Source organism: Mariprofundus ferrinatatus (genome assembly GCF_002795825.1).
Classification (GTDB): domain Bacteria; phylum Pseudomonadota; class Zetaproteobacteria; order Mariprofundales; family Mariprofundaceae; genus Mariprofundus; species Mariprofundus ferrinatatus.
This window is the reverse complement of record NZ_CP018800.1, coordinates 759,357-783,291: the sequence shown is the minus strand read 5'-3', so window position 1 is coordinate 783,291 and position 23,935 is coordinate 759,357. Positions and strand designations below refer to the sequence as shown.

The window sequence follows — 23,935 nt, the reverse complement described above, 5'->3', positions numbered from 1 at the left end:
CGGGCCATTCTCATAAGCCTGGCTTATGAGGGGATAACAAGTACTGATTGGGCATGAAGAGTTAACTCTGTAACTGTTCAGCCTGCATTATTATAAACCTAGATAAGGGGAACTTAAGCATATGAGTAATAGCAGCCGTAGACACTTGGCCAATGCCGTTCGCGCACTCGCAATGGATGGCGTACAGAAAGCAAATTCCGGGCACCCGGGTGCACCAATGGGCATGGCGGATATCGCCGAAGTCCTGTGGAATGACTACATGAAACACAACCCGACCAACCCGAAATGGGCTGATCGCGATCGATTCATCCTTTCCAATGGTCACGGCTCTATGCTGATCTACTCCCTGCTCCACCTGACCGGCTACGATCTGGGTATGGATGATCTGAAACAGTTTCGTCAGCTGCACTCACGCACTCCGGGTCACCCGGAATACGGATATGCTCCGGGCGTTGAAACCACAACCGGGCCACTGGGCCAGGGTATCACCAACGGTGTAGGTATGGCACTTGCCGAAAAGACACTGGCAGCACAGTTCAACAAGCCTGGCCACACCATCGTTGATCACAACACTTACGTATTCCTCGGCGATGGCTGCCTGATGGAAGGCATCTCCCACGAAGCCTGCTCACTGGCCGGCACACTGGGCCTGGGCAAATTGATCGCTTTCTGGGATGACAACGGCATCTCTATTGATGGCCATGTTGAAGGCTGGTTCTCTGATGATACCCCGGGCCGCTTTGAAGCATACGGCTGGCAGGTTATCCGCGGTGTAGATGGCCATGACGCTGAAGAGATCAAGCAGGCGATTGAAACCGCCAAGGCTGAAACCGGCAAACCAACCATGATCTGCTGCAAGACCGTCATCGGTTTCGGTTCCCCGAACATGGCTGGCACGCATGACTGCCACGGCGCAGCTCTCGGTCACGATGAGATCGCTCTGGTTCGCAAGGAGCTGGGCTGGGAGTACGAGCCTTTCGAAATCCCTGATGATGTATACGCCGGCTGGGACAACAAAGATGCAGGCGCTGCTGCAGAAGCTGATTGGGATGCCCGCTTCGCTGCATACGCTGCTGAATACCCTGCAGAAGCAGCTGAATTCACTCGCCGCATCAACAATGAGCTCTCTGCCGATTGGGACGCAGGCGCTGATGCATTCATTGCTGAAGTGGCTGCAAAAGGTGAAACCATCGCATCTCGCAAGGCTTCACAGAACGCCATCGAAGGCCTGGCCAAGATCACACCTGAATTCCTGGGCGGCTCCGCCGACCTGGCCGGCTCCAACCTGACCCTCTGGTCCGGTGCCAAGCCAGTCGTTAAAGATCCTGCTGGCAACTACGTAAACTACGGTGTACGTGAGTTCGGCATGGCTGCAATGATCAATGGTGTCGCACTGCACGGTGGTTTTGTTCCTTACGGTGCAACCTTCCTTATGTTCTCAGAGTACGCACGTAACGCACTGCGCATGGCAGCCCTCATGAAGGTACGTCACATTGAAGTATTCACCCATGACTCCATCGGCCTTGGTGAAGACGGACCGACCCACCAGCCGGTTGAGCAGACTGCAACCCTGCGCATGATTCCGAACATGGATGTATGGCGTCCATGCGATGCAGTTGAATCTGCTGTATCATGGAAGGTTGCGATCAAGAACCAGACCGGCCCGACCTCACTGATATTCTCACGTCAGAACCTGCCGCACCAGAACCGCTCTTCCGAGCAGATCAAACTGATTGAGCGCGGTGGTTATATCCTGAAAGATAGTGATGGCACACCAGATGTGATCATCATTGCAACCGGTTCTGAAGTTTCACTGGCGATGGAAGCTGCCGCCGCATCTGACAAGAACGTTCGCGTGGTTTCCATGCCATCGACCAACGCCTTCGACAAACAGGATGCCGCGTACAAAGAGTCAGTACTGCCATCATCCGTGACTGCACGTGTTGCGGTTGAAGCAGGTGTTACTGGCTTCTGGGCCAAGTATGTTGGCCTGAACGGCAAGGTAGTCGGTATCGACACCTTCGGTGAATCGGCTCCTGCCGGTGAACTGTTCAAGATGTTCGGCATTACCACTGAAGCAGTTATCGCAGCAGTGAATGAAGTAGCTTAAGTTAAACAATACGGAGAGGAGAAGATAATATGACAATTAAAATTGGTATTAATGGCTTCGGCCGCATTGGCCGCATGGCATTCCGCGCTGTAGCCAAAGAGTTCACCGACATGGAGATTGTGGGCATTAACGACCTGCTCGATCCAGACTACCTTGCATATATGCTGAAATATGATTCAGTTCACGGCAATTTCGACGGTGATGTATCTGTAGTTGACGGCAACCTCGTTGTTGACGGCAAAACCATCCGCATTACTGCTGAGCGTAACCCTGCAGACCTGAAATGGGATGAGATTGGCGCTGACGTTATTCTTGAGTGCACCGGCTTCTTCCTGACCGAAGAGTCCTGCCAGGCACACATTGATGCAGGTGCCAAGAAGGTTGTTCAGTCCGCACCTTCCAAAGATGCAACCCCGATGTTCGTATATGGTGTAAACCATGAAGAGTACGCTGGTCAGGCAATCATCTCTGCAGCCTCCTGCACCACCAACTGCCTGGCTCCGCTTGCTAAAGTGATCAACGACAAGTTCGGCATCAAGCGTGGCCTGATGACCACCGTTCATGCTGCAACTGCAACCCAGAAGACTGTTGACGGCCCTTCCATGAAAGACTGGCGCGGTGGCCGCGGCATCCTCGAGAACATCATCCCGTCCTCCACCGGTGCTGCCAAGGCGGTTGGTGTTGTACTGCCTGACCTTAACGGCAAGCTGACCGGCATGGCGTTCCGTGTTCCTACATCTGACGTATCCGTTGTTGACCTCACCTGCGAGCTCAACTCCGATGCTTCATATGCAGAGATCTGTGCAGCTGTAAAAGAGGCCTCCGAGACACCTGGAATCGGCGACACCCTCGGCTACACCGACGAGAAAGTGGTTTCCACCGACTTCCGCGGTTGCGGGTTCTCATCGATCTTCGATGCGGGCGCCGGTATCGCACTTGACGGCACTTTCGTGAAGCTGGTTGCTTGGTACGACAACGAGTATGGCTATACCGCCAACATGATGCGCTTTGTCCGCCACGTAGCGAACAACTAAGATCAACCTTACGTGGGAGCTTCGGCTCCCACGTTTGTCATTGCCTGTTTGCCATCTGATGGTGGAAGCAAGCAGGCAGCGACAAACGTTCACACGTTGTTGTTCAATCTAATGTCACAGCCTTGTCATCACTTTTGGCAAGTGTGTGATCTATTTATCTGAAGGAGTAGAGAATGTCTGTAATTAAAATGACCGACCTTGATCTTGCCGGCAAACGCGTCCTGATCCGCGAAGACCTTAATGTCCCGATCAAAGATGGAAAAGTAACTTCCGATGCCCGTATCCGCGCTTCCATGCCAACCATCACCCACGCTGCCAATGCCGGCGCCAAAGTGATGCTGATGTCGCATGTTGGCCGTCCTGTTGAAGGCGAGTTCAGTGAAGAAAATTCTCTGCAGCCTGTTGCCGACCATCTCGCAGGACTTCTTGGTAAGCCTGTCCGCCTGATCCGTGACTACCTCGACGGTGGCTTCGATGTTGCCGATGGCGAAGTCGTACTGCTTGAAAACGTGCGCTTCAATGTCGGTGAAGGCAAAAACAATGAAGAGCTCTCCAAGAAGTATGCAGCCCTTTGCGACATCTACGTGATGGACGCCTTCGGCACCGCACACCGCGCTCAGGCTTCTACCCACGGTGCCGGTGTTTATGCCCCTGTTGCCTGTGCAGGACCACTGCTGGCTGGAGAACTGGAAGCACTTGGTAAAGCACTGGACAACCCAGCACGCCCAATGGTTGCCATCGTGGGCGGCTCCAAAGTCTCCACCAAGCTGACCGTACTTGAGTCCCTCTCTACAAAGGTTGACCAGCTCGTTGTGGGTGGCGGAATCGCCAACACATTCATTGCGGCTGCCGGCCTGCCTGTTGGCAAGTCGCTCTATGAGCCTGATCTTATTGACACATGCAAGCGTTTGACTGCAGCTGCTGAAGCCAATGGCGGTAGCATTCCTGTACCGACAGACATCGTTTGTGCGAAAGAGTTTTCTCCTACTGCTGAAGCAACCCTTAAAGCAGCAAACGAGTGCCTTGATGATGACATGATCTTCGATATCGGACCTGACTCCGCTGAAGCGCTTGCCGAAATCATCCGTAATGCCGGCACCATTGTTTGGAACGGCCCTGTAGGCGTATTCGAGTTCGACCAGTTCGGCGAAGGCACCAAGACAATCTCTTTGGCGATTGCTGAATCCAAAGGCTTCTCAATTGCAGGTGGCGGCGACACATTGGCGGCAGTAGACAAGTACGACATTGCAGACAAAGTCTCCTACATCTCCACCGGTGGCGGTGCATTCCTTGAGTTCCTCGAAGGCAAGGCACTTCCTGCCGTTACCATGCTAGAGGAGCGTGCAGCCTAAGTGACTGAATTCCGTAGAACTAAAATTGTAGCAACACTCGGTCCGGCCTCCGAATCTCCGGAGGTACTGGACCAGCTGGTTAAAGCCGGCGTTAATGTCGTGCGCCTTAACTTTTCGCACGGCACTGCTGATGATCACAGGAACCGTGCAGAAATGGTGCGGACCGCGGCCAAGAACAATGGCGTATGTGTCGGCATCCTTGCTGATATGCAGGGTCCCAAGATCCGAATTGGCAAGTACAAGAACGGCAAAACCACTCTGACTGTTGGCCAGAAGTACATTATCGATGGTGCACTGGATCTCAATGAGGGTGATGACGAACGCGTAGGCATTACCTATAAGGAGTTGGTTGGTGATGTTGAACCGGGTGCTCGCCTGCTGTTGAACGACGGCCTTATTGTCATGGATGTCGATGAAGTGGTTGGCCAGGAGATCCGCTGTACTGTCGTTGTAGGCGGTGTCCTCTCCAACAACAAGGGCATTAATCGTGCCGGTGGCGGACTTTCTGCTGCTGCACTGACCGATAAGGATAAGGAAGATATCAAAACAGCCTGTGCTATCGGCGTGGACTATATCGCTATCTCCTTCCCTCGTGACGGTGCTGATATGGCTTATGCGCGGTCACTGGTTCGTGCAGAGGGATGCAATGCCGGTCTCGTAGCCAAGGTTGAGCGTGCTGAAGCTGTGGAAAACCTTGAAAGCATTCTGGAAGAGTCGGATGCGGTCATGGTTGCACGTGGCGATCTCGGAGTTGAAATTGGTGATGCATCCGTACCTCCGGTACAGAAGCGCATTATGCGTGAAGCGCCAAAACACAACACACCGGTGATCGTAGCGACCCAGATGATGGAATCGATGTGTGAAAACCCGATCCCAACTCGTGCAGAAGTGAACGATGTGGCCAATGCGGTACTGGATGGCACCGATGCAATCATGCTCTCCGGCGAAACTGCTGCTGGTAAATATCCGGTGGAAGCGGTTAAAGCGATGCATCGCACCTGTATCGAAACAGAGAAGCAGAAAGTACTCCCCTCCTCCTCGACTCGCGATCCGCGCTTTCCACCGCACTCCGTGGACGAATGCATTGCCCGTCAGGCGATGGAGACATCCCACATGCTTCCTATCACTGCAATCGCTTCATTTACCCAGAGTGGCAATACTGTGCTTTACATGTCACGCCACCTGACCCGGGTTCCGATCTATGCGCTCACACCGCTTGGCAGTACTGCTGGTCGCGTTACCCTGTTCAGAAACGTGATTCCGAAACCGGTCAGTTCCGATTACGGAGAGAAGGACGCGCCACAGGCAACCCGCGATATCATGGCCATGATGCTGCATGATGAACTGGTTGAGAATGATGATCTTGTCATTGTCACGCTCGGAACTCCGATGGGCAAAGCCGGCGGCACCAACACGATGAAGATCGTTCGCGTTGGCGAGGTCTTCAACAACTGAAGTTGATTGATTAAACGACTCTTAAGAGTCAGCATATAGGTTAATCTTGTAATTGATTCATTGGGCCAAATGCCCGCTTAAAACATAAGGAGGAAGAAATGGCACTCATTTCAATGCGACAACTGCTGGATCACGCAGCCGAAAATGGCTACGGCATGCCGGCATTCAATGTAAACAACCTGGAGCAGGTACAGGCCATCATGGAAGCGGCCGACGAGACCAACTCTCCGGTCATCATGCAGGGTTCTGCAGGCGCACGTAACTACGCCGGCGAACCATTCCTGCGCCACCTGATCATGGCGGCCATCGAGCAGTATCCGCATATTCCGGTATGTATGCATCAGGACCATGGCTCCGAGCCCGCAGTATGCCTGCGCTCTATCCAGTCCGGCTTCTCATCCGTGATGATGGACGGCTCACTGATGGCTGACTGCAAAACCCCATCTTCATATGAGTACAACGTCAACGTCACCAAGACCGTCGTCGACATGGCGCATGCTGGCGGCGTGTCTGTTGAAGGCGAGCTGGGCTGCCTGGGCTCTCTGGAGACCGGCATGATGGGCGAGGAAGACGGCCACGGTGCAGAAGGCGTTCTGGATCACTCCTCCCTGCTGACTGACCCGGAAGAAGCGGCGGACTTCGTTGAGAAGACCGGCGTTGATGCACTGGCTATCGCCATCGGCACCTCTCACGGCGCTTACAAATTCACCAAGCCGCCAACAGGCGACATCCTCTCCATTGATACCGTGAAGAAGATTCATGCCCGCATTCCTAACACTCACCTTGTGATGCACGGTTCGTCTTCCGTACCACAGGACTGGCTGGCTGTGATCAACGAGTTCGGCGGTGAAATGGGCGTAACTTATGGTGTGCCTGTTGAAGAGATCGTGGAAGGCATCAAGCATGGTGTTCGTAAGGTTAATATCGATACCGACCTGCGTATGGCCTCTACCGGTTCGATTCGTCGTCATCTGGCAGAGAATCCTTCGAACTTCGATCCACGCAAGTTCTACAAGGTTGCCAAGGATGCAATGAAGCAGATCTGTGTTGACCGTTACGTTGCTTTCGGTGCTGCCGGCCATGCCGACAAGATCACTCCGAAGTCTCTGGAACAGATGATCGGCTACTACAAGTAAGAAGATTTATCTTCGCGAAAAAAGGCGGGCCTTATGGCTCGCCTTTTTTGTTTTCAGGCTCTTTTATAAGAGAAATCGACATGCCATGTTGAAACAGCTCCAGATGAAACCCCCTGACCTGTTCATCTGCAGTAAAAAGTGCAGAAGATATAGTATTGTGATCGCTTTTCATCTATTGTCATAAAACAGACACATTGGAAGGAGGTCTCAATTCATGGATGAAGCCACCCCATTCAACACCTCTGAGCAGCTGGTGGATGAGCCGGTTGGTATTAAACAACCAGAAGCTCGTTTAAGGCTTCTCGTTGTAATCATGGCCTGCGTGGCCATGGTAGTAGCCTCTTTAACGATTTTCATTCTCTACTCAACAGCGCTCCAGGAAGAGCGCGCAAGACTTGTTGATACCGCGCAGAGTCAGGCTCGCCTGATAGAGGCGGTGGCAAAATTTGACAGGCTGTACGCCTCATCGAGCGCATTTAAAACTGCTTATGAAGCAACACTGAGCCAGATCAGGGATGCCCATGCACAATTTCAGGGCTTCGGTGAAACCGGTGAGTTTACGCTCGCAACGCAGGAGGGCGACCAGATCGTATTCCTGCTGAACCATCGCCATTTTGACCTTAACCGCCCTAAGCCCGTCCCTATCAGCGCAAGAGACGCGGAGCCGATGCGCAGAGCCCTGAGAGGAGAATCGGGTACCATCATCGGACCCGATTATCGTGGTGAAACGGTAATGGCAGCTTACGAACCGGTATCGCTCCTAAACCTTGGCATTGTGGCCAAGATTGACATGGCGGAGATTCGAAAGCCATTTATTGAGGCCGCAACATGGGCCGTTCTTGCCACCCTGCTGCTTGTTGCCATCGGCGCCTGGTTTTTTCAACGAATAACTGAACCTGTTATTCACAATCTGGAAGTGCGCAACCATGAACTGCAAAATGCCATAGCTACGATTAAAACAATAAGCGGCATCGTTCCACTTTGTGCATGGTGTAGCAAAAAAATCAAGGATGAGAGTGGTGAGTGGGTTAAGCTTACCACCTACTTTGATGGACATACTGATGCCAAGCTATCACATGGCATGTGCCCTGAGTGCGCAAAAAAGATCAAAGATAATATTTAACTTCAGATCCAGGCACTCTATCCGACCTGTCATAGGCGGTGATGCTTAAAACTTACGACAAACCTTCTTGGCCGGGTGGAAACAGAAGGGCTACTGCGACTCAGGAGGCATCAGCGAGCAAACCTGATGCCTTGCGCAATTGCAGACTCAACATCTCTGAAACACCCTTCAGGAATGAGATGCCTACAGCTGGATACTGTTCAAGAATATTGTCAAATTTCTCACGGGAAATAATAAGCAGGGTACATGGGGTTTTAGCGATGACTGTGGCCGAACGCGGGTAGGTATCAAGAAGTGCCATTTCACCGATACTTCTGCCACGGGTTAGCGTAGACACCGTTACTGGTTTTCCGCTATCGGCCCTTTTAATCACCTCAAGCTTACCGGAGACCACAAAACACATGTAGTCACTTTTCTCGCCTTCTGAAAAGAGCTGCTCTTTCTCCTCAAGCTTGAGAATATTCATATGTGCCGCAATCACATTAAGCTGTGAACCGGCTGTTTTATCGAACATCGGAATGGCCTGCATCAAATCCACAATTTCATGAATCATTTCGTATCCTTCCCATATGGCTATATATTCACTAATTCTCCCAAGTAAGGAGTGGGATAATCAATCACCACTGTAGTGAGATACAGATTACAAAACATTGATTCATATCACGTTCTACAACTCCGACCAGGCGGCCTCTCACGGCAAGCCTGACAGATGAAATTGCGGCATCGGGCAACCCAGAGCATCGCAGATCGCACGTAACAACTCGAACTCACTGACCCTCACCTCGCCATCGGCCAGCACGGCTGCCACACAGGCCTGTACCAGCCGACGTTTGATATCCGGAGTTGCCCTTTCCGCCTTGCTCAAAGCACGGTCAAGCAGAGAGAGGTTGGACAGCTCCAGAGAGGGATGAATATCGGTCTGCCAGGCCAACAGATGCGACATGGCATGTGTAAACACCTCTTCCGGCTTTTCGTGCTGCCCCTGCCGGATCAGCATGGAAACAATCTGGCCGGCCTCCCCGGCAATTTCAGAAGCCACATCGAAATGAACGGATACCGGTTCCACTTTGGCAAAGGCGGGGTGCAGATGGCGCACCAGCATCCTGTGCAGCATATATTCAAATACGGAGAGCTGTTTGTCCGCCTTGATCAGCAGGGCCGTACACCTCCTGAACTGGCGATACTGCGGATGCGAAAGCGATTTCAGCGCCGGAAGCAGCAGCTCCAGCAGTGGAATCCTCAGCTCCGGATCAAGGCCGGAGATCAGTGGATGCAGATCAAGAAGCTCGCGCATCACGCCGGCATCGGCCTCCCCTTCTAGCGATTTCAACTGGTTGCTGCGAACCAGCTTCTCGCGGTCGAGCAGCAGGCCGTAAACGATTGCCCGGGCGGTGAACGGGTCGTGCGCGAACCTGCGCAGCCGTTCGGGGATGCGCTCAAGCAGCCCCATTCCCTGCATAAGCGACACCGCATCGGGCTGGCCGATGGCACTCACCACCTGTTTGACCGAGATAACATCACTCTTCGGCACTTCACTGCCACTGAATGCGGCAACCGCCTCCTGCATGATCGCGCTGCTTCGTGCAGTTGCATCGACCGCCTTGAATTCGCCGGAAAAAGAAGGGTCGAGCCTTTTGATACGCTCTGCAAGCGGCGGATGTGTGGCCCACCAATCTTTACCCTCCCATGATTTTACCGCATTGCCGAAAAAGAAGTGGCTGGCCTGCTGAGTGGCAGCATGGTTGATGCGGGATCCTCCCTTGAAACCGCCGATCACCTTCAAGGCACCCGCAATACCGGCCGGATTACGGGTGAACTGTACCGCAGCGGCATCGGCAAGAAACTCACGCTGGCGGGAAACCGCCCGCTTGATCATGTCGGCGAAGACCGCGCCGATCGTGCCGACGAGAAAGATCAGGAATCCGACCACAATGATAGCCGGATGACTGCCGCGATCGCGCCCGTAATGGCGTGTCGAGTGTTTTGCCGTCATCAGCATGATGCCGGCATCGGAGATCAGGGTAATGCCGAATAGAAGCCCCATCAGACTCATCTTCAGGCGTGTATCGCCATTGAGGATATGGCTGAACTCATGCGCGATCACTCCCTGCAACTCATCGCGGCTGAGCAATTCGACAGCGCCCGAGGTCACCGCAATCACGGCATCGGAGCGACCAAACCCTGCAGCAAAGGCGTTAATGCCGGGCTGCGGCAACAGGTAAACGGGAGGAACAGGAAGGCCTGCTGCAATGGCCATCTCCTCCACCACATTGGAGAGGCGCCTGAGAAGCGGATCGTCGGTCGCAGAGGGTACCCGGCTTGCTCCCAGCATCTCTGCTACTGCCGCTCCGCCCCCCTGTCTTAGCTGATGAGTTCGATAGAGGCTGCCTGCTGCCACCACCAGAACTGTGATCCCGACTACCCAGATGAAACGTCCGATATCCCAGAAGTCGCGAATAAGCCAGCCATTCTGCTGGGTGAGGAACATCTGGCTGAGAAAGAGCCCAGCTGTGACGGCCAGATATACAGCAAATACGATCAGCGTAACTGCAGAGACAAACAGCACAACCAGCCGCGCGGAGTTGCGGCGGGCTTGTTCCTGCTGGCCAAAGAAATCCTTCACAGGATGGAATACTCCGGAGCGGTGGTTCGCCTAAGGCATACAGCCAGCATTAGTCGTTGTTCATTTGGCATCCCCAAACTTCACTCCTCCTGCCCTGACTGCCCACTTCAGGCAAGCAACGAGATTCATCCAACTGATATACCTGCAGTGGTTATGAAAAGCTTACCTTCGGAGCCTGTTTCTCTTCTTTGGCTTCGATAAGCCAGAGAGCGGCCTCTCCGAACCCGAAGAAGGGAGCAAATATCACATCGGGGAAGGTTTCACGCTGGGTATTATAAACCATCACCTCGTCGTTATAGGCCTGTCGCGCAAAGGAGACCTTGTTCTCCGTGCTGGTCAATTCCTCGGAGAGCTGCGCCATGGTCTGATCGGCTTTCAGATCAGGATAGTTCTCCATGACCGCATTGAGATGCAGCAGTGCGCCACCAACAGCCGCCTCTGCACCCATCAATGATTTCATGGCCGCTGCATCGCCAGGATTACGCTCCGCCCCTTTCATCGCAGCCAGCGCCTGATTCCTTGCCTCGATCACCTCTTTCAGCGTCTCATGCTCATGCTTCAGATAGGCCTTGGCCGTCTCTACCAGATTGGGGATCAGGTCGTAGCGCCGTTTAAGCTGCACATCAATCTGAGCAAATGCGTTCTTGAAACGGTTTTTCAGCTTCACCAGCCGGTTATAAACCAACACAATATAGAGAATGAGGAATACGATGACCCCAAGAACCACCAGTACAACTGTTGTCATGATTTCACCTCCTGACGATGTTCATCTACATAGTAGAGTACGATAGCACCTGCCGCAAACAGGGCAACGATCACAAGAATTGAGAAGCGCGCACTCCCTGACACCACGCTGGCAACACCCATCAACAGGGGCCCAAACACCGTGGCAAATTTGCCCAGCATATTGAAGAAACCAAAGAACTCAGTCGCCTGTTTCCTCGGAATGATACGTGCATACATCGAGCGTGATAACGCCTGAATCCCGCCCATCACCAGGCCGATGGCGGCAGCCAGCCAGTAGAAGTCATTGGCATTCTGCATCGTCGAGCTCCAGATACAGGCAATAGCATAGACGGCGATGCTGGCAATAATCACCCGCTTGGCACCAAACCTCTCACCCAGCCAGCCAGCAGCAATGGCTGATGGAAAGGCGATAAACTGGGTCAGCAGAAGTGCAGCAATCAGCACATCGGCTTCAAACCCGAGGGAGAGGCCGTAATCGACGGCCATGTGGGCCACCGTATTAACGCCATCGATATAGAGAAAATAGGCGATCAGGAAGAGCCATACCTGTTTCAGCGAGCGCAGATGATGGATGGTATCACTGAGCTGATGAAAACCGGCTCTGGCCGATGCCACCAGCCCCATGCGGCCGCTGCCACCTGCTTCATGCACGAAAAACGCCACGGGCAACGTAAACAGGGCCCACCAGAGCGCCACTGAGAGAAACGACCAGCGTACCGCCTCGGCCTTGTCAGCAAGAAAAAACCACTCCGGATGCAGTGTCATCAGCACATTGACGGCAAACAGGATGCCGCCACCGATATATCCGAGTCCGTAACCGAGAGCGGAAACCCGATCCAGTTCATGATGCTCGGCAACATCTACAATCAGGGCATCGTAAAAGACATTGGCGCCGGAGAAGGCGATAGCACCGAAAAGATAGACCAGTACTGCCATCAGCCACTGGCCCTCGGCAACCAGAAAAAGGGCAGCCGTCATCACCACGGCAAGCGAGGTAAAGGAGAGCATCATCTGTTTTTTCAAACCGCCCTGGTCAGCCATGGCACCGAGCACAGGCGCCAGCAATGCAATGACAAGTCCAGCAACAGCATTGGCCACGCCAAGCCAGAAGGTGGACTCGTTGGCGGTCAGATCATGCGCCCAGTACTGTTTGAAAAAGATGGGGAAAAAGCCGGCCATCACCGTCGTGGTATAAGCCGAGTTGGCCCAGTCGTATAACGCCCACGAATAGATCGCCTTGCGATTGCTTTTACCCATCAGTGAAATTTAAGTGTTACACTTGAGTTTGGCGAGGCAATTCAGTGCGGAACACTACTCCTTCGGCCAACTGCCGTCCTTTTTCGGGATAATCCAGAGATGGCTGTACCAGTAATAGCTGCGAGGGTTGTCGAGCGCCTGTGCCGTACAGCTGTACTTGCTGCGCCCACCTGCAAGGTCTGCAGCACTCATGATCTCAAACTCCCGCATCTGTCTGTTGACCCACTTGATATTCAGCGGTTCACCGGATGAGCGGTAGCAGCGAATCGAATCAGCGTCAAAACCGCCCTCACCTATCCGTGCCCGCAGCAGTGGCCTGCGCTGGTCAGCTGCGAGCACATTGTCCGCGCCGCGAAGTATCGTAACCGGCAAGGGCCTCGCATTAACGCGCTCAGAGAAGCACTGGCTGCCGGCATATTTCCCCATGATCGGGAAACGCGGCACCGCAGTGCTGTCATACGTGGCGGATAGCGCACCGGACTGCTGCGCCAGACCGACATACCCGAGTTCGCCTACAAGCCTCTTCAGCGAGAGCGAGAACTCACCATAGGGATAGGCAAGAATCTTCTCCGCAGGGCCGGTTTCATCCTCGATACGCCGTTGCGCCGAAATGATGTCGGCAGTTACCCGTTTCTCCCATTCCCCTGACGCTTCACCTTCACGCCTGCGGATGAGGTGATCATGGCTACCCGTATGATTGAGTATCTCCCCACCCATTGACCTGACCTTCCTGAGCTCATCCCAGTTCATGTAAGCGCCGTAACCACGGTCAATGGCCGTGGGGTTCACGAATACGGCAAATGGCCAGCCCCGCTTCTTAAGCAGAGGAACTGCATTTTTAAAGACTGAGCGATATCCGTCATCGAAGGTGATGGCGACACTCTTCTCAGGAAGAGCACTGCCGCCGGCAAGCTTATGGAGCAACTCATTAAGGGGTAGCACATGAAAGCCGTTACGCTCAAGGTATTCAAGGTGTCCGGCAAACTCGGCCGGGTTAACACTGGTTACTGCGGGTGTATCATCTGCAACATGGTGGTAGAGCAGGATGACTGCATGCTCAGCTGCATAAGCCGGATTCAACCAGAGCATACAACTGAAGAGCAGGCTCAGTATCGTTCTGGCTCTGAACAGCTTGGCTACTGACGCCCCGCAGAATGCAGAGGCAATGGAGGGCGCCAGGGGACATTTGGGGGAACTCATGCGTGCAATCATACAACGGGTCAGCAGTGCAATGCTTGTGACCGATAACACCAAAGCGAAAAAAATCGGCAGAGGTGTTGTCGCACTTGTTGGTGTGGAAAAAACGGATAACCAGACTTCGGTCCGGCGCATGGCGGAACGGCTCACCGGTTACCGGATTTTCCCCGACACGGATGGGCGTATGAATCTGAGCCTCCATGATATTGGCGGCGACATTCTGCTCGTCCCCAACTTCACCGTTGCCGCCGATACCAAAAAGGGTACCCGGGCCGGATTCTCTACTGCAGCAGAGCCTTCTGAAGGCGAACGGCTGTTTCTGGAACTGGCGGAACTCTTATCCGGTCGCTTCCCCTCCCTGCAAACCGGCCACTTCGGTGCCGATATGCAGATAACACTCACCAATGATGGTCCGGTTACATTTATTCTGGATAGCTGATCCTGAGAGAAGCGCGCCGAATCGGCGGTGGACGCAAAACCCTCCACCTTCTATGCTCTTCTCATGTATGAAACGGTGCTTGCCAGAAACAGTAACCTGAACATGGAAATGCGTTGAGTATCAACACTAAAATCATCGCCCTTTTCACCGGCCCTGCAGTCGCAACAGCCTGCCTTCTGTTGGTCGATATCACAGACCACCCAGCTGCCGCTGCCATGCTGGCTGTCGCACTCTGGATGGCAATCTGGTGGATATCCGAATGTGTTCCGCTGGGACTGACCGCACTGATCCCGCTGATCGCCTTCCCCCTGCTCGGTATAGCAACGGGTAAGGAGATCGCCCCACGCTACATCAACAGTATCATCTTTCTCTTTATCGGCGGCTTCCTGATTGCCCAGGCGATGGAGAACTGCGGCCTGCATAAACGCATCGCCCTGAATATGCTCAGCCGCCTGCATGCCAGTCCTCTGCAACTGGCCATGGGTTTTGCCGGGGCAACGGCATTTCTTTCGATGTGGATATCCAATACCGCCACAGCCATGCTGATGGTAACCATCGCCTTGCCGCTGCTGAAACGGTTGATGGAGGAGCACGATGCCGAGGAGGTCGGACCCATGGCTGCCACCTTCCTGCTGATTATCGCTTACTCCGCCAATATCGGCGGCATGGGCACACCTGTCGGCTCACCCCCCAATCTGGTTTTTCTCGAGAATATGCGCATCAGTCTTCCCAATGCCGTCCCCTCCTTCCTCGAGTGGATGATGGTCGGTATTCCGATGATGATTGCAGGGCTTGTGGTCCTGTTTATCGTGCTTGGACCGCAACTCGCCAAGCTGCCATGGAAAGGATCGGATGGGAGTCAGTTAAAAAAGGCGCTGACGGCACTGGGCCCCAGCCGTCGGGAAGAGAAACTGGTCGCCTGGGTGTTGACCACTACCGCACTGCTCTGGATGACCCGTTCAGGTATACAGAGCGAAGGGCTTGATATCCCCGGCTGGGCCTCCCTCCTCCCCTACAAAGGTGTGGATGACGGTACCGTTGCCATCTTCATGGCTTCGCTGCTTTTTCTCTTTCGCAGCGAAGACAATCAGCCGATTCTCGGCCGTGAAGCCTTCTCCAAGCTACCCTGGGATATTGTATTGCTCTTCGGCGGCGGCTTTGCTCTCGCCTTTGGCATGCAGCAATCCGGTCTCTCTTTCTGGATTGGTGAACAGCTGGAGTTCCTCAAAAGCGTACCCCTTCCACTGATGATGCTGGCTGTTGCAGTGGTTATCATCTTCCTGACCGAGATCACCAGTAACACCGCAACCACGCAGGTGATGCTGCCGATTCTTGCTGCGGCCAGTCTTGCCAACGGCCTTGATGCAATGTCGGTAATGCTTGTGGCCACTATTGGCGCTTCCTGCGCCTTCATGTTGCCGGTGGCCACCCCGCCAAATGCCATTATCTTCGGATCAGGGCTGGTACCGATGCATGCCATGGTCAGGGCAGGCATCCGCCTGAATCTGATCATGATTGTCGTTGTGACGACTGTAGTCTATTTCCTGCGACCGCTGCTTCCCGCTATCTAAATAATATATTTACCCCTTAAACTTTCAGGCTTCGATGAACAACGGCGTGCTGGAGGTACGCCTGCCAAAACGAGAGAGTGCCAAAGCACGCTCGATCTCCATTGACTGACCATAGAGAACCCCGCTGAAAACGACCGGGCTGCTATGCAGACCGGTTCGTTGTTTTCATCCAATCATTTCGATCATCCTAATCAAATATTATTGATTTACTCACCGATTCAATCCCCTCAAGAATTCGCTTGCGGTTGTAATAGCCGCCTAGATATTCAGTGACGTCATGTCAGGAGAGAAGCATATATGGGTCATCAAGCGTTTGATTACTCAATCTGGGAAAAGAGCGAAGCTCCAAATTTCGACAAACTAAAACACAGCCAGCGCTTTGCGCTGAAGCAGAAGAAGAAACGTAATCAGGACGAATGGGATGAGTGGGAAGAGTGGGACGATTAATCGTGTCGAATTGCTCGCAGCATAAGATTCCATCGTGACATGGAGATGGTGACCTCCTCTCCGCCTTCAATGTCATAAAGCAAGAGGCCCTCTGCTACAGGCAGAGGGCCTCTCTATTTTGGCTATGCCCGGATAAATGCCTCTACCATTCGAGGGATAACCCCTCTCTCGCCAGCGCGATCTCCGGCACATCAGCAGTATAGTTCTCCATGGCTTCCTGAAAAGCCGCTTCCAGTGCGTCATCACTGCGCGTTGGTTCGTGGTGGGTCAGGATCAGTTGTTTTGCCTCTGCTTTCTCTGCCAGCTTCATACAGCTCTGGAAGGTACCGTGCCCCCACCCTTTCTTGGCCGGGTACTCCGCCTCGGTGTAAGATGAGTCGGCAATCAGCAGATCCACACCGTGAATCTGTTCAAGAACCTGGGCCTCTTTCTGATCCAGAAGAGATTGATACATCTCGAACTCATCATCTTCCGGATCATAGATGTTGTAAGGGCTTTCGAAATCACCAGTGAAGAACAGAGACTTTCCGCGGCAATCGATCCTGTAGCCGAAGTTGACCACCGGATGGTTCAGAAGTACCGGGGTGATAGACACCTCACCGATGGTGGCCTTCTCACTCTCTCTCAGCGATACATAATCAATTTTTGCATTGAGTTCACATTCGCGGATCGGAAAAAACCGGTACTGAAGCTGGACCCTGAGTATCTCTTCAATGCTGTTCTGGGTGATCGGATCATAAGCCCCATAAATGGTTGCACGATTGTTCGGTACAAACAGCGGAATAAAAAATGGCAGGCCCTGGATATGATCCCAGTGAGGATGGGTATTGAAAATGTGGGCGTGCAGCGGGAACTCGCTAAACAAGGTCTGCGACAGCGGAAATATGCCGGTTCCGGCATCGAGAATAATCAGCTGGCCATCATCGGTTCTGACTTCGATACAGGTCGTATTGCCACCATACCGAACCGTCTTGGGCCCCGGAGACGGGATTGAACCGCGCACGCCCCAGAAGGTGACCTTCATCCGCGCACCATGCTGAGAAGCCTGTTCACTTCATCTGGCAGCCCCTGCATCTGCGCCACCACATCTTCAAGGTTACATCCCAGACGGCTGCTCATCACGTCGGAAAAGCCACCAATGTAGGGGTCGCCGTTATCACCAAGGTGCATCGCCTTCACCACGGTGTTTGCTGCCGCCACGGTCAATACCAGATCGGATGACTCCTTATTGCACTCAAGCTGTGTTCTGATGCAATTCACCAATTGCTCAGGCAGTTGCCACTTCTCGGCAAGCAACGCCCCTACTTCCGCACTTGAAACACCCAGATGCTCCATTTCAACTTGCGCCAGGGGTAGGTTCATCGCTTTCGCTTCAAGTATAAGTTTACCGTAGGTAGCAGGTTCAAACTGGATAAATACCGCTTTGCCAAAATCATGCAGCAGGCCGCCGACAAAGTGATCCGAAGCATCACGGATGTTAAGTTGGTTTTTGGCAAGCCACTGGGCGACTGACGCAGTAGCGAGTGAATGCACCAGGAAATCCGACATTTTGAGTTCAGGGATGCTCTGTCTCGGCAGAGACTCAATCGTGGCAATACTGACAGCCAGATTCTTGATCGTATTCAAACCAAGATAGACCAGAGCATGCTGAACCGATGAAACATTGCGGGCGAGAGCAAAAAATGCCGAATTCACCATCTTGAGAATTTTCATGGTCATCACCGGATCGCGTTCAACCACCTTCACCAGCTCCTTGGGGGAGCAGTTGATATCGCTGGTTATCTCTATAATCCTGCACACGCTTTCAGGAAATGCAGGCATAGAGTCCACCATTTCTGTTAAACGCTGTTTCAGATCTTCACTACTGTTCGTGGTCATCCTGTCCTCAAAGCAAGAATAGTATCGCAAGGGCTGTGATCATAACACCTTCAGGAGTCTCTACCAGCCGCGCATAAGTTAAGCCTCGCCTGCCAAGAGCGTGAGGCTTGAATTGCGAAGCAACAACTGCAATTCGATATAGCAAAAACACCCCTAACATTGACATAACTAAGCCCGCTTTCTAACGTCTCGGCACATTTATAACCAAGGATTTCTCATGTCTATCATCACCCGGTCGCAAAAAGATTTTGAGCAGGCGCGCAAACTGTTGCCTGGCGGCGTCAACTCGCCGGTGCGCGCATTTAAATCGGTTGGCGGCACGCCACGGTTTTTTGCCCGCGCAGAGGGTGCATATGTCTGGGATGTTGATGGCAACCAGTACATCGATTATGTCGGTTCATGGGGACCGATGATTCTTGGTCACACCCATCCGGATGTAGTCAAAGGCGTCCAGGAGACCGCAGCCCTCGGCATGAGCTTCGGCGCGCCGTGTGAACTGGAGATCGATCTGGCACAGCTGGTCATCGACATGGTCCCCTCGATCGAGGTGGTCCGCTTCGTCAACTCCGGTTCGGAGGCAACCATGAGTGCCCTGCGGCTGGCGCGCGGATACACCGGTCGTGACAAGTTCATCAAGTTCGACGGCGGTTATCACGGCCATGCCGACGGCTTCCTTGTCAAAGCCGGTTCAGGCGCTGCCACTTTCGGCGAACCTGACTCTGCCGGTGTACCTGCCGATTACGCCAAGCTGACACTCACCGCCCCGTTCAACGATATCGATGCGGTGAAAAACCTCTTCGCCGAGAACAAGGGCGAGATCGCCTGCATTATTGTCGAGCCCGTACCTGGCAATACCGGCGTAATGCTGCTCAACGATAACGGCTTCCTGCAGCAGCTGCGCGATATCTGCGATGCCGAGGGGGCTCTGCTTATTTTTGATGAGGTGATGTGCGGTTTCCGTGTCGGCGCCGGCGGAGCTCAGGAGCGTTTCGGCATCATGCCAGATCTCACCTGCCTCGGTAAAATTATCGGCGGCGGTCTGCCGGTCGGCGCCTACGGCGGTCGCGAAGAGATTATGCGTAAGATTTCACCGGATGGACCGGTCTATCAGGCGGGCACCCTCTCCGGCAATCCACTGGCGATGCGTGCAGGTCTTGAAACCCTTTCACGCCTGCGTGCGCCGGGCTTCTACGAAGAGCTGGAGCGCAAGACCACGCGTCTGGTTGAGGGGCTGCTTGAGGGATGCAAAGCTGCAGGCGTCTCTGCAGTTGCCAATCAGGTCGGAGCCATGTTCACCGTCTTCTTTACCGAACTGGATGCGGTCACATGCTGCTCGGATGTAAGCAACCACTGTGACCTCGCCTTCTTCGGCAAGTTCTTCAATGCCATGCTTGATGAGGGAGTTTACCTTGCCCCATCGCAATACGAGGCAGCATTCATGTCCGCTGCCCACACCGATGAGGATGTGGAAAACACCATCGCCGCAGCAGGCCGTGCTCTCGCGAAGCTGACCGCATGAGCCTACTCGACGCCATCAAATTTAATGATGCGGGGCTTGTTCCCGCCATTGCACAGGATGCAGCTACAGGGCGTGTGCTGATGATGGCGTGGATGAACGCGGAGGCGGTCAATCAGACGATTGAGACCGGCTTCGCCCACTACTACTCCCGTTCGCGCCAGAAGCAGTGGATGAAGGGTGAGTCCTCCGGTCATGTGCAGAAGGTGATCGACATGTTCCTCGACTGCGATGGCGACACGATGCTGCTCATCATCGAGCAGACCGGCCCCGCCTGCCACACCAACCGCAAGTCCTGCTTCTATAAGAAGGCTGAGGATGGAGAGTGGGCGATCAACGAGGAGCCCCTGAAATGAGTAACGATATCCTGAAAGAACTGGCAGCCATTCTTGAGGCACGCAAATCCGAATCGCCCGACGCCTCCTATGTGGCATCGCTCTACGCCAAACCGGACAAGATGCTGGAGAAGATCGGTGAAGAGGCGGTGGAGACGATCATCGCCGCTAAAAATGATGATCGCGATAACATCATCTACGAAACCGCCGACCTCTGGTTTCACAGCATGGTGATGCTGGCCCAGAAAGGCTTAAGTCCGGACGATGTTCTCAATGAACTGGCCCGCCGCTTCGGCGTCTCCGGCCACGACGAAAAGGCATCAAGAAAATAGACCGAAAGGGGTTTCTAATGTCAGAAATCAAGCTTCGTTCAACATCTGCGCTGGCAAAACAGATCGGGATTCCTTCGAAAGAGTTATTTAGTAAGTTTCTTAAAGATGGTCTTCTTGAGAAAAGCGATGACCAATGGATTCTTACCTCATTAGGGGAAAAAATTGGCGGACAATATGTAGATAGTAAGAAGTATGGACGTTATATCGCATGGCCCTCTTCCATGGCTTCAGCCCCAACGATAGAAATTCAGAAAGATACCCGATTAACTGCCAAAGCTCTGGGCACCATGTATGGCCTTACAGCCAACAAAATAAACTCCATCTTCTCCGAACTCGGCTGGATCACCAAATATCTGAAAGGTTGGAAAATTACCGAACAGGGTATTAAACAGGGTGGCATTCAGGATGAAGACCTCAAATCCGGCATTCCATTTGTTCGCTGGCCAGAAACCATCATCTCTAAGAAACCTTTTCTCGACTCTATTCAGGAAGTAAAAGGTGAATCAGAAATGTCACCTGCCAAGAAGGTTGAATTTCGAGAGAAGTTTGAAGCCAAACAGCGTGCAACCGATGGCCACTTTGTCAGGTCAAAAGCTGAAATGTTGATAGACAACTGGTTATATATGGCAGAAATCGTTCACGCCTACGAAAGAAAGCTACCAGTAGAAGAGAATGTTTATTGCGACTTCTATATCCCGACTGGAAAGGTCTATATTGAGTATTGGGGTTATGAAAATGACTCAAAGTACTTAAATCGAAAAAAAGAGAAAATTGAGATATACAAGAAATACGGGTTCAACCTTATCGAACTTCAGGATCAGGATGTCCAAAACCTTGATGACGTTCTACCTCGAATGCTCCTGAAATTTGGGGTTAAAGCATACTGACTTATCAATCACTAACACTTTCTGAAAATAGAAAATGCTAGAGAAAACGTGACAGGATACTTTTTTACAAACTGAATTGAGGAAAAATCAATGCCGCATATAACTGTTGAATACCCGGAAGGAGTTGTTGATGACAAGTCAGTGGATCTCGTTCTGCAAACGATGCATCAATCCATTGCAGCGAGTGGCCTGTTTAAAGCCGATCAGGTTAAAACACGCGCCTATTCTTTCAGGCATTTCACCAACGCAGGCGGAAGCGATCCCTATATCCATATTCAGGCACGCATAAAATCGGGCCGGGATGCAGATAACAAAAAACAGCTCTCCGAGGTGATTCTTGCAGGGCTTGAACCTCTGACTCTTCCGGTCGCAGTCGCAACCGTCGAAATCATCGATATGGATCGCGACTCCTATGGTAAGCATGTTCCAACATAACGTTTACAGCTGAAACTAAAGAGTCCACGATAGAGTATGGAATCGCAAATCCTCCTCTCCATTCATTACAGTGACCCGCTCTGGATAGCGACCGCTTTCCTGTGCGGCCTGGTGATCAGCAGGATAGGGCTGCCACCGATGGTTGGCTTTCTGGCAGCAGGATTTCTGCTCAATGCCCTGGGAGCCGAAGGTGGTGAATTCCTTAAAGTCATGGCCGACCTCGGCATCACACTGCTTCTCTTCTCTATCGGCCTGAAGCTCAAGATAAAGTCATTAATAAGACCCGAGATATGGGGGGTGGCTACACTACACATGGGCCTGATCACGATTCTGGTCGCCACCATCATCGTACTGCTCTCCTATACCGCCCTGCCGCTTATTTCCGGTGTTGATATGGCTACGGCCCTGCTTATCGGCTTCGCCGTCTCTTTCTCCAGCACCGTGTTTGCGGTGAAGATTCTTGATGAAACGGGTGCAACGAATGCCAGGCACGGGCAAATCGCTATTGGCCTGTTGGTGGTGCAGGACATTGCAGCCGTCGTGTTTATTGCCGCCTCAATGGGCAAGTTGCCTACGATATGGGCGCTGGCATTGATTGGGCTGATTCCCCTGCGCTTCCTGATCTTCAGAATCCTCGACAGAGTCGGCCATGGTGAACTGCTTATTCTGTTTGGTATTGCTATGGCACTGGTCGGCGCGGATATCTTTGAACTGGTCGGTATCAAGGCGGATGTCGGGGCACTGGTATTCGGAATGCTGCTTGCCAACCACGCCAAGGCCAATGAGCTTTCGAAAGCCCTGCTTGGTCTCAAGGAGCTGTTCCTGGTGGGCTTCTTCCTCAGCGTAGGCATGACTGCACTTCCGGGCTGGAGCGAAGTGCTCATTGCATTGCTGTTCATCCTGATCCTGCCACTGAAAACTGCGATCTATTTCGGACTCTTTAACCTGTTCCGCCTCAGATCCGGCACCGCATTGCGCGCTTCATTCAACCTTGCGAACTACAGCGAGTTCGGCCTGATTGTCGGTGCTATAGCTGCCTCTGCAGGATGGTTGCCAAAAGAGTGGCTGGCTGTCTTTGCTGTTGTCATGTCGATCTCATTTATCGTTTCAGCTCCGCTGGTGAATGTCCGGGACAGCCTCTACCAGAGATGGTGCCCCTGGCTTAAACGGTTCGAACGCTCAGAGCGCCTTCCCGGTGAAGAGAACCTGGCATTACGTGGCATTAAGGTGGTGGTGTTCGGCATGGGGCGCATGGGTACGGCTGCCTACAACGTATTAGAGCCGGACTACGCTGCCACTCTGGTCGGCGTGGAGATTGAGCAGGATAAGGCGATAAAACACGCTGCAGAGGGGAAAAATGTTGTCAGCGGCGATGCGACCAACCCCGATTTCTGGACACGTGCTCCTGAGCTGCTCGACGAACTTGAATGGGTATTACTGACCCTGCCGTCACAAAAAGCCAATATGAGTGCTGCAATGCGACTTAAAGAGATGGGATACCAGGGTCGCATCGCTGCCACGACAAAGTTCAGGGATGAGGAAGATGCTCTGAAAGCTGTGGGTGTCGACCTTACTTTCAACATCTACACGGAGGCAGGCCTGGGCTTTGCTAAAGAGCTGGAGGCTTTGATGGGTAAATAGCCAGAGCCCGTCAAACAATTTCAGCAGCGATGACTGAGATTTCCACCAGCAGCGCTTCGCGTGCCATGTTGGCGGTAACACAGGCGCGGGCTGGGGCATCTCCCTCCGGCACCCAGTTGTCCCACACCTCGTTCATCTCGGCGAAGTACTTCATATCCTTGATATAGATCGTTGCAGAGAGGATATGCCTCCTGTCGCTGCCCGCCTTTATCAGCAGCTCATCGACCTTATCGAGCATCGTCTGGGTCTGCTCCCTGATCCCCTGCTCGGCATCCTTGCAGACCTGACCGCAGAGATAGATCGTGCCGTTGTGTTTAACGACCCTGCTCATGCGCTGTTTTGTTTCCAAGCGTTCAATCATTGTTCTTCACCTTAGCTTTATTGATCCGTAAAAAGTCCATCCTGATCTTTTTACTCTAC

Annotated in this window: 24 protein-coding genes; 16 read left to right on the top strand and 8 right to left on the bottom strand. The window is 53.0% G+C overall.

The genetic code is table 11. The features are described 5' to 3' along the window. Positions 1 to 121: 121 nt before the first annotated feature. The 6 genes from tkt to Ga0123462_RS03775 all read left to right on the top strand — a co-directional run bounded on the left by tkt (position 122) and on the right by Ga0123462_RS03775 (position 8,210). Positions 122 to 2,110, top strand: a complete 1,989-nt coding sequence (gene tkt, locus Ga0123462_RS03800) for a transketolase (RefSeq protein ID WP_100265077.1) — start codon at positions 122 to 124, stop codon at positions 2,108 to 2,110. 29 nt (positions 2,111 to 2,139) lie between these two features. Beyond that, entirely contained in the window at positions 2,140 to 3,144 is a 1,005-nt protein-coding gene (gene gap, locus Ga0123462_RS03795) for a type I glyceraldehyde-3-phosphate dehydrogenase (protein WP_100265076.1), read from the top strand. Between the two features lie 173 nt (positions 3,145 to 3,317). Further along, positions 3,318 to 4,496: a phosphoglycerate kinase gene (locus Ga0123462_RS03790; RefSeq protein ID WP_100265075.1), complete on the top strand. Its 1,179-nt coding sequence runs from the start codon at positions 3,318 to 3,320 to the stop codon at positions 4,494 to 4,496. Continuing rightward, complete coding sequence (pyk, locus tag Ga0123462_RS03785) at positions 4,497 to 5,951, top strand: pyruvate kinase (protein WP_100265074.1); 1,455 nt, start codon at positions 4,497 to 4,499, stop codon at positions 5,949 to 5,951. 98 nt (positions 5,952 to 6,049) lie between these two features. After that, positions 6,050 to 7,087, top strand: a complete 1,038-nt coding sequence (gene fba / locus Ga0123462_RS03780; protein ID WP_100265073.1) for a class II fructose-bisphosphate aldolase — start codon at positions 6,050 to 6,052, stop codon at positions 7,085 to 7,087. 214 nt (positions 7,088 to 7,301) lie between these two features. Next, positions 7,302 to 8,210 (top strand): PDC sensor domain-containing protein, encoded by a 909-nt coding sequence (locus tag Ga0123462_RS03775; protein ID WP_100265072.1) that lies wholly within the window; start codon positions 7,302 to 7,304, stop codon positions 8,208 to 8,210. Positions 8,211 to 8,310: 100 nt separating this feature from the next. On the opposite strand, the gene Ga0123462_RS03770 is transcribed toward Ga0123462_RS03775, so the two are convergent. The 5 genes from Ga0123462_RS03770 to Ga0123462_RS03750 form a co-directional block, all read right to left on the bottom strand. Continuing rightward, positions 8,311 to 8,763 (bottom strand): cyclic nucleotide-binding domain-containing protein, encoded by a 453-nt coding sequence (locus Ga0123462_RS03770; protein ID WP_100265071.1) that lies wholly within the window; start codon positions 8,761 to 8,763, stop codon positions 8,311 to 8,313. Between the two features lie 138 nt (positions 8,764 to 8,901). Next, positions 8,902 to 10,833 carry a M48 family metallopeptidase gene (locus Ga0123462_RS03765; protein WP_100265070.1) on the bottom strand — a complete coding sequence of 644 codons (1,932 nt, stop codon included), beginning with the start codon at positions 10,831 to 10,833 and terminating at the stop codon, positions 8,902 to 8,904. Positions 10,834 to 10,984: 151 nt separating this feature from the next. Continuing rightward, positions 10,985 to 11,578, bottom strand: coding sequence for a LemA family protein (locus Ga0123462_RS03760; RefSeq protein WP_100265069.1), 594 nt, complete (start codon positions 11,576 to 11,578; stop codon positions 10,985 to 10,987). After that, positions 11,575 to 12,837 (bottom strand): MFS transporter, encoded by a 1,263-nt coding sequence (locus Ga0123462_RS03755; RefSeq protein WP_100265068.1) that lies wholly within the window; start codon positions 12,835 to 12,837, stop codon positions 11,575 to 11,577. The genes Ga0123462_RS03760 and Ga0123462_RS03755 overlap by 4 nt, the downstream gene beginning before the upstream one ends. Before the next feature lie 54 nt (positions 12,838 to 12,891). Continuing rightward, positions 12,892 to 14,037 (bottom strand): polysaccharide deacetylase family protein, encoded by a 1,146-nt coding sequence (locus Ga0123462_RS03750; protein WP_157821262.1) that lies wholly within the window; start codon positions 14,035 to 14,037, stop codon positions 12,892 to 12,894. On the opposite strand from Ga0123462_RS03750, the gene dtd reads away from it, so the two are divergent. From dtd to Ga0123462_RS11330, 4 genes are all read left to right on the top strand, one after another. Then, positions 14,036 to 14,473, top strand: a complete 438-nt coding sequence (dtd, locus tag Ga0123462_RS03745) for a D-aminoacyl-tRNA deacylase (protein ID WP_100265066.1) — start codon at positions 14,036 to 14,038, stop codon at positions 14,471 to 14,473. The two genes, Ga0123462_RS03750 and dtd, sit on opposite strands and share 2 nt — an antisense overlap. 113 nt (positions 14,474 to 14,586) lie before the next feature. Next, entirely contained in the window at positions 14,587 to 16,044 is a 1,458-nt protein-coding gene (locus Ga0123462_RS03740; protein ID WP_100265065.1) for an SLC13 family permease, read from the top strand. A gap of 34 nt (positions 16,045 to 16,078) precedes the next feature. Continuing rightward, positions 16,079 to 16,153 (top strand): Hsp20/alpha crystallin family protein, encoded by a 75-nt coding sequence (locus Ga0123462_RS11630; RefSeq protein WP_157821350.1) that lies wholly within the window; start codon positions 16,079 to 16,081, stop codon positions 16,151 to 16,153. A 188-nt stretch (positions 16,154 to 16,341) separates the two neighbouring features. Continuing rightward, positions 16,342 to 16,491: a hypothetical protein gene (locus tag Ga0123462_RS11330; RefSeq protein ID WP_157821261.1), complete on the top strand. Its 150-nt coding sequence runs from the start codon at positions 16,342 to 16,344 to the stop codon at positions 16,489 to 16,491. A gap of 142 nt (positions 16,492 to 16,633) precedes the next feature. Here Ga0123462_RS11330 and Ga0123462_RS03735 read toward each other — a convergent pair whose 3' ends face one another. Both Ga0123462_RS03735 and Ga0123462_RS03730 read right to left on the bottom strand, forming a co-directional pair. Next, positions 16,634 to 17,515 carry an MBL fold metallo-hydrolase gene (locus Ga0123462_RS03735; protein ID WP_100265064.1) on the bottom strand — a complete coding sequence of 294 codons (882 nt, stop codon included), beginning with the start codon at positions 17,513 to 17,515 and terminating at the stop codon, positions 16,634 to 16,636. Further along, on the bottom strand, positions 17,512 to 18,369 hold the full coding sequence (locus Ga0123462_RS03730; RefSeq protein ID WP_100265063.1) for an HDOD domain-containing protein: 858 nt from the start codon (positions 18,367 to 18,369) through the stop codon (positions 17,512 to 17,514). Before Ga0123462_RS03730 ends, Ga0123462_RS03735 begins: the two co-directional genes overlap by 4 nt. A gap of 223 nt (positions 18,370 to 18,592) precedes the next feature. On the opposite strand from Ga0123462_RS03730, the gene hemL reads away from it, so the two are divergent. The 6 genes from hemL to Ga0123462_RS03700 all read left to right on the top strand — a co-directional run bounded on the left by hemL (position 18,593) and on the right by Ga0123462_RS03700 (position 23,515). Then, entirely contained in the window at positions 18,593 to 19,888 is a 1,296-nt protein-coding gene (gene hemL / locus Ga0123462_RS03725; protein WP_418287833.1) for a glutamate-1-semialdehyde 2,1-aminomutase, read from the top strand. After that, a complete protein-coding gene (gene hisI / locus Ga0123462_RS03720) occupies positions 19,885 to 20,241 on the top strand; it encodes a phosphoribosyl-AMP cyclohydrolase (RefSeq protein WP_100265061.1) in 357 nt (118 codons plus the stop codon). Before hemL ends, hisI begins: the two co-directional genes overlap by 4 nt. Next, the gene (locus Ga0123462_RS03715) at positions 20,238 to 20,552 is read left to right on the top strand and encodes a phosphoribosyl-ATP diphosphatase (protein ID WP_100265060.1); all 315 of its coding nucleotides are present in this window, start codon (positions 20,238 to 20,240) and stop codon (positions 20,550 to 20,552) included. Before hisI ends, Ga0123462_RS03715 begins: the two co-directional genes overlap by 4 nt. Before the next feature lie 17 nt (positions 20,553 to 20,569). Next, positions 20,570 to 21,439, top strand: a complete 870-nt coding sequence (locus tag Ga0123462_RS03710; protein ID WP_100265059.1) for a glycerol kinase — start codon at positions 20,570 to 20,572, stop codon at positions 21,437 to 21,439. A 90-nt stretch (positions 21,440 to 21,529) separates the two neighbouring features. Then, positions 21,530 to 21,874, top strand: coding sequence for a 5-carboxymethyl-2-hydroxymuconate Delta-isomerase (locus tag Ga0123462_RS03705; RefSeq protein ID WP_100265058.1), 345 nt, complete (start codon positions 21,530 to 21,532; stop codon positions 21,872 to 21,874). Positions 21,875 to 21,910: 36 nt separating this feature from the next. Then, a complete protein-coding gene (locus Ga0123462_RS03700; RefSeq protein ID WP_100265057.1) occupies positions 21,911 to 23,515 on the top strand; it encodes a cation:proton antiporter family protein in 1,605 nt (534 codons plus the stop codon). Positions 23,516 to 23,525: 10 nt separating this feature from the next. Here Ga0123462_RS03700 and Ga0123462_RS03695 read toward each other — a convergent pair whose 3' ends face one another. Continuing rightward, positions 23,526 to 23,876, bottom strand: a complete 351-nt coding sequence (locus tag Ga0123462_RS03695) for a RidA family protein (RefSeq protein ID WP_100265056.1) — start codon at positions 23,874 to 23,876, stop codon at positions 23,526 to 23,528. Positions 23,877 to 23,935 lie beyond the last annotated feature (59 nt).

Bases quoted from the DNA above. Each gene is read 5' to 3' on its own strand.
- Ga0123462_RS03700 (WP_100265057.1), top strand. From the start codon at position 21,911: ATGGAATCGCAAATCCTCCTCTCCATTCATTACAGTGACCCGCTCTGG.
- Ga0123462_RS03750 (WP_157821262.1), bottom strand. From the start codon at position 14,037: ATGAGTTCCCCCAAATGTCCCCTGGCGCCCTCCATTGCCTCTGCATTC.
- Ga0123462_RS11330 (WP_157821261.1), top strand. From the start codon at position 16,342: ATGGGTCATCAAGCGTTTGATTACTCAATCTGGGAAAAGAGCGAAGCT.
- Ga0123462_RS03710 (WP_100265059.1), top strand. From the start codon at position 20,570: ATGTCAGAAATCAAGCTTCGTTCAACATCTGCGCTGGCAAAACAGATC.
- Ga0123462_RS03770 (WP_100265071.1), bottom strand. From the start codon at position 8,763: ATGATTCATGAAATTGTGGATTTGATGCAGGCCATTCCGATGTTCGAT.
- fba (WP_100265073.1), top strand. From the start codon at position 6,050: ATGGCACTCATTTCAATGCGACAACTGCTGGATCACGCAGCCGAAAAT.
- gap (WP_100265076.1), top strand. From the start codon at position 2,140: ATGACAATTAAAATTGGTATTAATGGCTTCGGCCGCATTGGCCGCATG.
- hisI (WP_100265061.1), top strand. From the start codon at position 19,885: ATGAGCCTACTCGACGCCATCAAATTTAATGATGCGGGGCTTGTTCCC.
- Ga0123462_RS03775 (WP_100265072.1), top strand. From the start codon at position 7,302: ATGGATGAAGCCACCCCATTCAACACCTCTGAGCAGCTGGTGGATGAG.
- Ga0123462_RS03790 (WP_100265075.1), top strand. From the start codon at position 3,318: ATGTCTGTAATTAAAATGACCGACCTTGATCTTGCCGGCAAACGCGTC.
- tkt (WP_100265077.1), top strand. From the start codon at position 122: ATGAGTAATAGCAGCCGTAGACACTTGGCCAATGCCGTTCGCGCACTC.
- Ga0123462_RS03755 (WP_100265068.1), bottom strand. From the start codon at position 12,837: ATGGGTAAAAGCAATCGCAAGGCGATCTATTCGTGGGCGTTATACGAC.
- Ga0123462_RS03730 (WP_100265063.1), bottom strand. From the start codon at position 18,369: ATGACCACGAACAGTAGTGAAGATCTGAAACAGCGTTTAACAGAAATG.
- dtd (WP_100265066.1), top strand. From the start codon at position 14,036: ATGCGTGCAATCATACAACGGGTCAGCAGTGCAATGCTTGTGACCGAT.
- Ga0123462_RS03715 (WP_100265060.1), top strand. From the start codon at position 20,238: ATGAGTAACGATATCCTGAAAGAACTGGCAGCCATTCTTGAGGCACGC.
- Ga0123462_RS03695 (WP_100265056.1), bottom strand. From the start codon at position 23,876: ATGATTGAACGCTTGGAAACAAAACAGCGCATGAGCAGGGTCGTTAAA.
- Ga0123462_RS03760 (WP_100265069.1), bottom strand. From the start codon at position 11,578: ATGACAACAGTTGTACTGGTGGTTCTTGGGGTCATCGTATTCCTCATT.
- Ga0123462_RS03705 (WP_100265058.1), top strand. From the start codon at position 21,530: ATGCCGCATATAACTGTTGAATACCCGGAAGGAGTTGTTGATGACAAG.
- Ga0123462_RS03735 (WP_100265064.1), bottom strand. From the start codon at position 17,515: ATGAAGGTCACCTTCTGGGGCGTGCGCGGTTCAATCCCGTCTCCGGGG.